Raw genomic sequence first — 8920 nt, forward strand, 5'->3', positions numbered from 1 at the left:
TGATCGGGCAGGGCGGGAAGCGTTGCGCGAGTGGATCCATGCAAGGAGATCCGGATGACGATGGCAGGGAATCTGCGGAAGGTCACAGGGCTGGGCAGGAGCGGCGGCCTGCGCAGGGTGGCGCGGCTGGCCCGGCGGCTGCCCCGCGTCGACCTGAACCATCACGCACGGTCCCCGCTGGGCTCCTCGGTGGTCAACTGCGTGACGTACGAGGACGGGGCGCGGGTTCCGGAGTGCAGCGATCTGTACTCCGCGGTGGAGCGGGTGCGCAAGCGGGGCGACGGGTTCGTCTGGCTGGGGCTGCACGAGCCGACGGACAGCGAGTTCGCGGGCATCGCCGAGCTGTTCGACCTGCATCCGCTGGCCGTGGAGGACGCGGTCGAGGCCCATCAGCGCCCGAAGGTGGAGCGGTACGGCGAGACGCTGTTCGCGGTGTTCAAGACGGTCTGCTACGTAGAGCACGAGAAGCTGACCGCGACCAGCGAGGTGGTCGACACCGGCGAGATCATGGTGTTCGTCGGCGAGGACTTCGTGATCACGGTGCGGCACGGCCGGCACGGCTCGCTGGGGCCGCTGCGCGAGGAGCTGGAGTCCACGCCGAGCCAGCTCGCGAAGGGGCCGGCGGCGGTGCTGCACGCCATCGCGGACCACGTGGTCGACGACTACCTGAGCGTCACGGACGCGGTGCAGGGCGACATCGACCAGGTCGAGGCGGCAGTCTTCGCGGAGAACGGCGCGCGGGCCGACCCGGGCCGGATCTACCAGATGAAGCGTGAACTCCTGGAGCTGAAGCGGGCGGTGGTGCCGCTCGGCCGGCCGATGGAGGAGCTGACCACGCGGCCGATACGGGCGATCTCCCCGGAGATACAGGCCTACTTCAGGGATGTGCTAGACCACCTGATGCGGGCGAAGGAGCAGATCGCGGCCTTCGACGAGTTGCTCAACTCGATCCTCCAGGCGCATCTGGCACAGGTGACGGTCGCGCAGAACGAGGACATGCGGAAGATCACGGCCTGGGCCGCGGTGATCGCCGTGCCGACGATGGTGTGCGGTGTGTACGGCATGAACTTCGATCACATGCCGGAGCTGCACTGGCGGTTCGGCTATCCGCTCGTCATCGGCGTCATATCCGTGGCGTGCCTGGTGCTGTACCGCGGCTTCAGGCGCAACGGCTGGCTCTGAGCCGCCCGGCCGCACCGGCCCCGAGCAGGGTCCCGCTCCGGTCGCCATCCGGTCGCCATGCGGTCCCGATCCGGTCCCGCCGCGGGTCCGCTCAGCCGCTCCACGCCGGGTGCCGCGGGTCGTCGGCGCGGACCAGGACGTCGGCCGTGCCGGCGGGGTCGGTCTCGGCCGCGTAGCGCTCGAACGCGGGGAGGGTCCAGTGGTCGGCCTCGGGGGTACGGCGGCGCAGGGCGCCGGGAGTCAGGAGGAGGTGGACGGTCAGGTCGAACGGGAACCAGTGCCGCAGCAGGAGCGGTCCGTGCAGCAGCAGGAGGCCGCCGGCCGGGAGTGGGACATAGGGGCTGCGGGTGGCGCGGTCGGTGGCCGGGTCCCACAGATCGGGCAGGACGCGACCGGTCCCGCCGGGGTCGAGAGGGCCGAAGACCTCCCGCCACAGGGCGTTGGTGTCGAACCAGCCGCCGTAGTACGACTCCGCGTCGCGCCGGCCGTGCTCCAGGCGCAGCGAGGCGGGGCGCAGGAAGCCCTCGGTGCCCACGACGAGCGACGGCCGGCCCCGTACGCGCAGCGCCTCACCGACACGCTCCGCCAGGTCTCCGGGCCGGGCGGCCGGGGCGCCGTCGAAGGCGACGCGTGGCCAGGCACTCCCGTCGGCGGGCTTCAGTTCGGCCAGCCGCTCGGCGAGACGCTCGGCGAGCCGGTCCCAGGTGATCGCTTCGAGTCGCACAGGATCATGATGCCGGGTCGGCCGTTCGGGCACGCCGCGGGTGGTTCCCGGGCCGGGCAGCGCGGCCGGACAGCGGGGACGGACAGCGCGGACGGTGAACGTGACAGGCCGCGAGCCGGGCGTGCGGAGGCCGCCACCGCCCGCTCGGCAGGGAGGGAGGGCGCGAACGACGTGAGATCAGCCCCCGGGGAGGGGAAAGTACCGCATATGACACGCCTCGCAACTCCCCCTCACCACAGTGGACTTCTGGTCGTGCAGCCGCTTCGGCACAAGCGGTGTGCGGCGTGCCGGCGAGGGCCGTTGCCGCTGCTGGTGGTGGAGGACGGGGTGCCGCGGTGCCTCGAGTGCACCGATCTCGGGCACCTGGTGTTCCTGCCCCGGGGCGACACGGCACTGACCCGGCGGTCCCGGGAGGAGAGCACGCTGTCGGCGGTGGTGGTCCGGTTCAACCGGCGCAGGAGCCGGTACGAGCGGCAGGGCGTCCTGGTCGAGGAGGCCGCGCTGGCCCGCGCCGAGGCGCGGTGCCTGGCCGACGCCGAGGCACGGCGGCGGCGCCGGGCGCGGGACGCGAAGCGGCGGGCGGCCGAGGACGTGCGGTTCACGGAGGCGTTCGCGGCGGAGATCCTGCGCCTGTTCCCGGGCTGCCCGGTGGAACGGGCCAGGGCGATCGCGGCGCACGCGTCGGTGCGGGGCAGCGGGCGGGTCGGGCGGACCGCTGCCGGGCGGGCGCTGACGGAGGGAGCGGTGGTCTCTGCGGTGGTGGCAGGGGTGCGGCACGTGGACACGCCGTACGACCAACTGCTGATGAGCGGGGTGCCGCGGTACGAGGCGCGGCGGCGGATCGCGCGGACGGTGGAGGCGGTGCTGCGGGAGTGGGAGGCCGGGGTGACGATCCGCCTGACCGGGTGACGGCGGGCTGGGACGCGGCCGCGGTGGCGGGCAGAGGCCGGGCCGCGGTGGCGGGCAGGAGCGGTGACGGCGAGGGGGGTGAATCTGGCCGGATGTGTATGTGGACGGGCTTCACAGTCATGGGGAGGGGTGGCCCGTGGGCATTGATCCGAGAGGCGCAGGCGTCCAGGGGCGAGAGTGGGTGTGGTGGTCGTGATCGACGGGCCGTATTACGTGCTGGTCCTGTTGGGGGTGCTGGGGGCCGGACTGGTGGCGGGGGTGTTCTGCGGGTTCTCGACCTTCGTGATGCGGGGGCTGGCCTCGTTGCCGCCGGCGCAGGGGGTCGCCGCGATGAACGCGATCAACCGGGCGGCCCTGACCCCGGTGTTCATGCTTGTGTTCGCGGGGTCGGCGGTGGTGTGCGCGATGATCGCGGTGGTGACGTTCGTGGTGTGGCCGGACGACGGGAAGGTGGCGCTGCTGCTGGGCAGCGGGCTGTATCTGTTCGGTTCCTTCGGGCTGACCGTGATGGCGAACGTGCCGCGGAACGAGGCGCTGGCCAAGCTGGAGCCGGGCGCCCCGGAGGCCGTCTCCTACTGGCCGGTGTACGTGCGTGAGTGGACGTTCTGGAACCACGTGCGCACGGTCGCGGCGGCCGCGGCGGCGGTCGTCTATGTACTGGCCCTGTCCTGAGGGTGCCGTGGAAGCACATCGGTCCCCGCCTGGACACCTGCTGGACAGGGGCTGGACACGGGCTGGATCCCGCCTGGCGCCGGCCTGGCAGCCGGCTGGCTCCCCGCTGAGGAAACCCCGCCAGAAAGCGCTCTCGGCCACTCTGCGGGCATACCCGAGGGGACGTATCGTGGCCGAAAGAGCGCCGCCCGATGACGCACGGCCTGGGGTACCGCACGCGAGGAAGACGACCATGGCCGATCCCAAGGGGTTCATGACCACGCCGCGCGAGGAGTGGCCGCGGCGGCCCGTCGAGGAGCGGGTCCGGGACTGGGACGAGGTGTACGTCCCCGGCGCGCTGCTGCCGATCATCAGCAAGCAGGCGGACCGCTGCATGGACTGCGGGGTGCCGTTCTGCCACGACGCGTGTCCGCTGGGCAACCTCATCCCCGAGTGGAACGACCTGGTGTCGCGGGAGGACTGGCGGGCGGCGAGCGACCGGCTGCACGCCACGAACAACTTCCCGGAGTTCACCGGACGGTTGTGCCCGGCGCCGTGCGAGGCAGGGTGCGTGCTCGCGATCAACCAGCCCGCTGTCACGATCAAGAACGTCGAGTGCGCCATCGCGGACCGTGCCTGGACGGAGGGGTTCGCCTCACCGCGGCCGCCGGAGCGGCTGTCCGGGCGGACCGTGGCGGTGATCGGGTCGGGGCCGACGGGGCTCGCGGCGGCGCAGCAGCTGACCCGGGCCGGGCACACGGTCGCCGTGTACGAGAAGGACGACCGGCTCGGCGGGCTGATGCGGTACGGCATCCCGGAGTTCAAGATGGAGAAGCGCCATCTGGAGCGGCGGCTGGGCCAGATGCGGGCCGAGGGGACGAAGTTCCGTACGTCGGTGGCGGTCGGGCGGGACCTGCGGGCGGCGGAGCTGCGGGCCCGGTACGACGCGGTGGTGATCGCGACCGGGGCGACGGCGTGGCGGGAACTTTCGGTGCCGGGTCGCGAGTTGGACGGAATACACCAGGCGATGGAGTATCTGCCGCTGTCCAACCGGGTGTGCGAGGGAGATCTGGCCGAGTCGCCGATGTCGGCGGCCGGGAAGCATGTGGTGATCGTGGGCGGGGGTGACACGGGGGCGGACTGTCTGGGGACGGCGTTGCGGGAGCGGGCCGCGTCGGTGACCCAGCTGGACATCTACGCGCAGCCGGGCGCGGAGCGGGACGAGGACGTCGAGCCGTGGCCGACGTATCCGAAGATCTACCGGCTGTCGGCGGCGCACGAGGAGGCGCGGGACCTGGAGACGGCGCCCTCGGCGGACGCGGACGCCCGGTTGTTCGCGGCGTCGACGCTCCGTTTCACGGGCGACGACGGCGGGCACGTGCGGTCGCTGCATCTGGTGGAGGTGGACGAGTCGCGGCTGCCGGTGCCGGGGACCGGGCGGACGCTCCCGGCCGACCTGGTGCTGCTGGCGCTCGGTTTCTCCGGGCCCGACCGGGAGGACGGGCTCATCGACCAGCTGGGGGTGGCGACGGAGCCGCGCGGCACCATCTCCCGGGACGCGGGCTTCGCCACGAACGTACCGGGCGTGTTCGCCGCCGGGGACGCGGCTCGCGGGCAGTCCCTGATCGTGTGGGCGATCGCCGAGGGGCGGGCGGTGGCGGCGGCCGTCGACCATTACCTGACCGGGAGTTCGCAACTGCCGTCGCCGATATCCCCGTACGACCGGCCGATGGCGGTGTAGGTGCCGAGGCGGATGTGGGCCTGGCTGTGACGCCCGTGTCCCGAAGGGCCTACGGCTTGCGCGCCACCGCCCCGTAGCCCGGGATCACCCCGTCGTCCTGTCCCGGTACCGGCTCGCCCAGTTCCGGGTGCCAGTGGTGGACGACCGACACACCCGGTTCGACGAGTTCGAGGCCGTCGAAGAAGCGGCCGAACTCGGCGCGGGAGCGCAGCGCCAGCGTGACCCCGGCCGCCCTGAGTTTCGCGATCGCCGCCGCCGACTCCTCCGGGGTGAAGTCGGCGGTGGCGTGGGTCATCATCAGGTAGCTGCCGGACGGCAGTTCGGACAGCAGCCGGCCGACCAGTTCGTGCGCCCCGTCCTCGTCCGGGACGAAGTGGAGCAGGGCGACGAGCGACAGCGCGACCGGGCGGTCGAGATCCAGGACCGCCCGCGCGCCGGCGACGATCGCCGCCGGGTCGCGCACGTCGGCCTGGAGGTACTCCGTGGCACCCTCGGCCGTGCCGCGCAGCAGGGCCGCCGCGTGGGCGAGCACGATCGGGTCGTTGTCGCAGTAGACCACCCGGGCGTCGGGCGCGATGCCCTGGGCGATCTGGTGCAGGTTGGGCTCGGTCGGGATGCCCGTGCCGATGTCCAGGAACTGCCGTACACCGTGCTCGGCCAGCCACCGGGTGGCGCGGTGCATGAAGGCGCGGTTGACCCGCGCCATGACCGGTACCCGGGGATCGAGGGCGAGCATCTGCCGGCCCATCTCCTCGTCGACGGGGTAGTTGTCCTTGCCGCCGAGATACCAGTCGTACATGCGCGCCGGATGCGGCTTGCTGGTGTCGATCACGAGGCACTCCGTAAACGTCTGACGCGGACGATGATCAATTCAGCACCATTACTCAGCACCATCACAAAGAACTTGAACAAGAACAAAGAGAAGAGAGAAGGGGAAAGCAGGCAGAAGGAGACAGAACCGTTCAGGAGAGCAGGAAGTCGGCCTCCCCCGCCTTGGCGCCCTCGATGAAGGCCGTCATCTCGTCCGTGGTGTAGATCAGCGCCGGCCCGTCCGGGTCGGTCGACTGACGGACGGCGATCCGGCCGTCGGCCAGCTTCATCGCCTCCAGGCAGTTGCCCCCGTTGCCGCCGCTCCACGGCTTGTGCCAGCCCTCGCTGCCCAGTTCGCGGGCAGGCATGCCGTTGTAGATCCGCTCGGTGCGGTTCCGCGGCCCGGACTGGGGCTTTATGCGATCCATTCACAGCTCCTTGCGGAGATCCCGGAGGATCTCCTTCGTGCGTTGTGCCGTAGCGGCCTGCGCCGCCATGCGGTCCATGACTTCGAGGTGGGTCGCCACCTCGGTGCGCGCGTCAAGGTAGACGGCGCCGGTCAGGTACTCGCTGTAGACCATGTCCGGCAGTTCGGGCATGGCGAATCGGAACAGCACGAAGGGCCCGTACGTCCCCGGGTGCGGCCCGCTGGAGAACGGGGCGACCTGGAGCGTCACATTGGGCAGCTTCGTGATGTCGAGCAGTCGGTCGATCTGTGCGCGCATCACCTCCGGACCGCCGACCGGGCGGCGCAGGGCGGTCTCGTCCATCACCGCCCAGAAGCGCGGCGCCTCTTCACGGGTGAGCAGTTGCTGGCGTTGCATGCGCAGGGCGACGTGGCGTTCGATCTCCTCCGGCTCGGTCTGGCCGACGGCGCCCGACCTGAGCACCCCGCGCGCGTAGTCCTCGGTCTGCAGCAGGCCGGGCACGAAGTGCGGCTCGTAGGAGCGGATCAGGCTGGCCGCGCCCTCCAGGCTGACGTACATGGAGAACCAGCTCGGCAGGATGTCGTGGAACCGCTGCCACCAGCCGGGCCGGTTGGCCTCCTCGGCGAGGCGGACGAAGAGGTCGGCCTCGTCGTCGGTCACCCCGTAGGCCTTCAGGAGCAGTTGGAGGTACGGGATCTTGAGGCCGACCTCGGCCATCTCCATCCGGCGGACCGTGGCGGGCGCCACGCGGAGCACACGGGCGGCCTCCTCACGCTTGAGCCCCGCGCGTTCCCGCAGGTCGAGGAGGCGCCGACCGAGGACCACCTGGCCCACCGTCGGCGCGGACCGCGGCTCGCTCACGCTCCACCTCCACGAAGTTCCCTGTTCCCGGGCCGGTCTGGCCGGCACCCCGGACGTCACACACCTACACGGTCACGCACACACCACGCACACACGCGGTCACGCACATACAGGTGTCACCCGGCATGCTGACAGCCCAGCGGCGCCATTCGAAGACTCATTCGAAGATCTGACAGGATGACCGAAATAACCAATAGGACCGAATTGGCCGGAACAGCCGGAACATCCTGTTCGGTCGCATCGATCGCATTGGCCGGATCGGTCCGTCGGATCCTCACTGATCCCAACTGGCGCCGCTCGACATGCTGTTGCGAGCAGTGTGCCACGGCCCTTCGCCGCGTCACACAGCACTCTGCATTTTTCAGAGTGACACTTGCCAAGTGTTCACGGCGGGGAGATAGTGGCAAGCGTGATTCCGTCCGCGCCCTTAGGAACAGACGCCGCCGCAGACCGGTTCGGTCTCGGCGCTGATGGGGGTCCTCCCGTGCGAACTCGTTCGACCGTGGAGGAGGCAGCCGGCCCGGGTGAGGACGCTGCCGGCCGCCGGTTCCGGTTCGAACTGGCCGCTCATCCGGGTTCCCCCGCCCAGGCGAGACGCCTGGTGCGTGCCCGGCTGACCGGCTGGTCGGTCTGCGCGGACACCTGTGACACCGCCGCCCTGGTCATATCCGAGCTGGTCACCAACGCGATCGTGCACACCGCGAGCACGCGCGTCGTGTGCGAGTTGCACGACCACGACGACACGGTGCGCATCGCCGTGCAGGACGAGGGCTGTGCGCCCGACGAGCCCCACCCGTCCCCGCAGCGCCCGGAGGAGGAGCACGGGAGGGGGTTGCTCCTCGTCGAGGCGCTGTGCCAGGCCTGGGGGGCTCAGGAGCACGGGTCCGGGCTGCTGGTCTGGGCGGAGCTGCCGCGCCTGACCGACGCCGCCCGGAACACCGTGGAGCCATGCAACGACCTGGGCTGGGGCGCGCGCCCCGCGCCGGGTCCGTCGCACGGCTCGCCCCACGAACCGGCGCACACGCCGGCGCCCCGGCCGTCGCCGGACTCCGGCGCGGCAGGACGGGCCGAGGCACTGCCGGCGCCCCGGCGGAGGCAGCCGTGAACGGCGCGTCCGGCTCCGGCCATTCCCTGGGACTCGACACGCTGATCCGCCTGAAGCGGGACCGGCGGCCGTCGCCCGCGGGTGGTGCCGACGGGTCGTTCCCCGTGCCCGGCGGGTCGTTCCCGGTGCCCGAGGGCATGACGGCTCCGCTGGGCTGCGACGCGGTGGCGGTACCGGCACGGCTCGGGCCGCTGGTGGTACCGCGGCTGCCGCGGGTGGGATGCGTGTACGCCGACGGCACCCGCTGGTGGTGGATCGTCCCGACGGACTCCGACGACGCTCTCACCTGGCCCGCCCCGGCCCACTACGGCCCGGGCTCCCTCCTTCCCGGCACCGCCCGCCTGATCCACCGCCCCGAGGGCACGGTGCCCTACACCCCGCCGATCCCGCTGTACCTCGCGCTGTGCCGGGTGACCGGCACGACACCGGAGTGGTCCCGCCCCCTGAGCGCGTGACACCGCACGGCCCCGGCCGACAGTTCCGGCGCGACTCCCCAGCGACTCCGTGCC

10 protein-coding genes are annotated in these 8920 nt (G+C 71.6%); 6 read left to right on the forward strand and 4 right to left on the reverse strand.

From position 1 onward, the window contains the following. The first annotated feature begins 54 nt into the window (after positions 1–54). Complete coding sequence (locus tag ACIQVL_RS01095; RefSeq protein ID WP_403435126.1) at positions 55–1182, forward strand: magnesium and cobalt transport protein CorA; 1128 nt, start codon at positions 55–57, stop codon at positions 1180–1182. Between the two features lie 91 nt (positions 1183–1273). Here the strand turns inward: ACIQVL_RS01095 and ACIQVL_RS01100 are convergent, their stop codons facing one another. Continuing rightward, positions 1274–1906 carry a uridine kinase gene (locus ACIQVL_RS01100; protein WP_403473942.1) on the reverse strand — a complete coding sequence of 211 codons (633 nt, stop codon included), beginning with the start codon at positions 1904–1906 and terminating at the stop codon, positions 1274–1276. A gap of 207 nt (positions 1907–2113) precedes the next feature. Here ACIQVL_RS01100 and ACIQVL_RS01105 point away from each other — a divergent pair, with 207 nt between their 5' ends. The 3 genes from ACIQVL_RS01105 to ACIQVL_RS01115 all read left to right on the forward strand — a co-directional run bounded on the left by ACIQVL_RS01105 (position 2114) and on the right by ACIQVL_RS01115 (position 5207). Further along, a complete protein-coding gene (locus ACIQVL_RS01105) occupies positions 2114–2815 on the forward strand; it encodes a DUF2293 domain-containing protein (protein WP_403435123.1) in 702 nt (233 codons plus the stop codon). A gap of 192 nt (positions 2816–3007) precedes the next feature. Next, positions 3008–3487 carry a DUF1772 domain-containing protein gene (locus ACIQVL_RS01110; protein ID WP_403435490.1) on the forward strand — a complete coding sequence of 160 codons (480 nt, stop codon included), beginning with the start codon at positions 3008–3010 and terminating at the stop codon, positions 3485–3487. A gap of 232 nt (positions 3488–3719) precedes the next feature. Further along, complete coding sequence (locus tag ACIQVL_RS01115) at positions 3720–5207, forward strand: glutamate synthase subunit beta (protein WP_403473943.1); 1488 nt, start codon at positions 3720–3722, stop codon at positions 5205–5207. 49 nt (positions 5208–5256) lie between these two features. Here the strand turns inward: ACIQVL_RS01115 and ACIQVL_RS01120 are convergent, their stop codons facing one another. The 3 genes from ACIQVL_RS01120 to ACIQVL_RS01130 all read right to left on the reverse strand — a co-directional run bounded on the left by ACIQVL_RS01120 (position 5257) and on the right by ACIQVL_RS01130 (position 7306). Beyond that, complete coding sequence (locus tag ACIQVL_RS01120) at positions 5257–6039, reverse strand: SAM-dependent methyltransferase (RefSeq protein WP_403435119.1); 783 nt, start codon at positions 6037–6039, stop codon at positions 5257–5259. 130 nt (positions 6040–6169) lie between these two features. After that, positions 6170–6445, reverse strand: a complete 276-nt coding sequence (locus ACIQVL_RS01125) for a DUF397 domain-containing protein (RefSeq protein ID WP_089100964.1) — start codon at positions 6443–6445, stop codon at positions 6170–6172. Continuing rightward, complete coding sequence (locus tag ACIQVL_RS01130; protein ID WP_403435117.1) at positions 6446–7306, reverse strand: helix-turn-helix domain-containing protein; 861 nt, start codon at positions 7304–7306, stop codon at positions 6446–6448. Between the two features lie 400 nt (positions 7307–7706). Between ACIQVL_RS01130 and ACIQVL_RS01135 the strand changes: the two genes are divergently transcribed. Further along, positions 7707–8411 carry an ATP-binding protein gene (locus tag ACIQVL_RS01135; protein WP_403435115.1) on the forward strand — a complete coding sequence of 235 codons (705 nt, stop codon included), beginning with the start codon at positions 7707–7709 and terminating at the stop codon, positions 8409–8411. Next, a complete protein-coding gene (locus ACIQVL_RS01140; protein WP_403435114.1) occupies positions 8408–8866 on the forward strand; it encodes a hypothetical protein in 459 nt (152 codons plus the stop codon). Before ACIQVL_RS01135 ends, ACIQVL_RS01140 begins: the two co-directional genes overlap by 4 nt. Positions 8867–8920 lie beyond the last annotated feature (54 nt).

The sequence above is a fragment of the Streptomyces sp. NPDC090499 genome (genome assembly GCF_044769305.1).
Classification (GTDB): domain Bacteria; phylum Actinomycetota; class Actinomycetes; order Streptomycetales; family Streptomycetaceae; genus Streptomyces.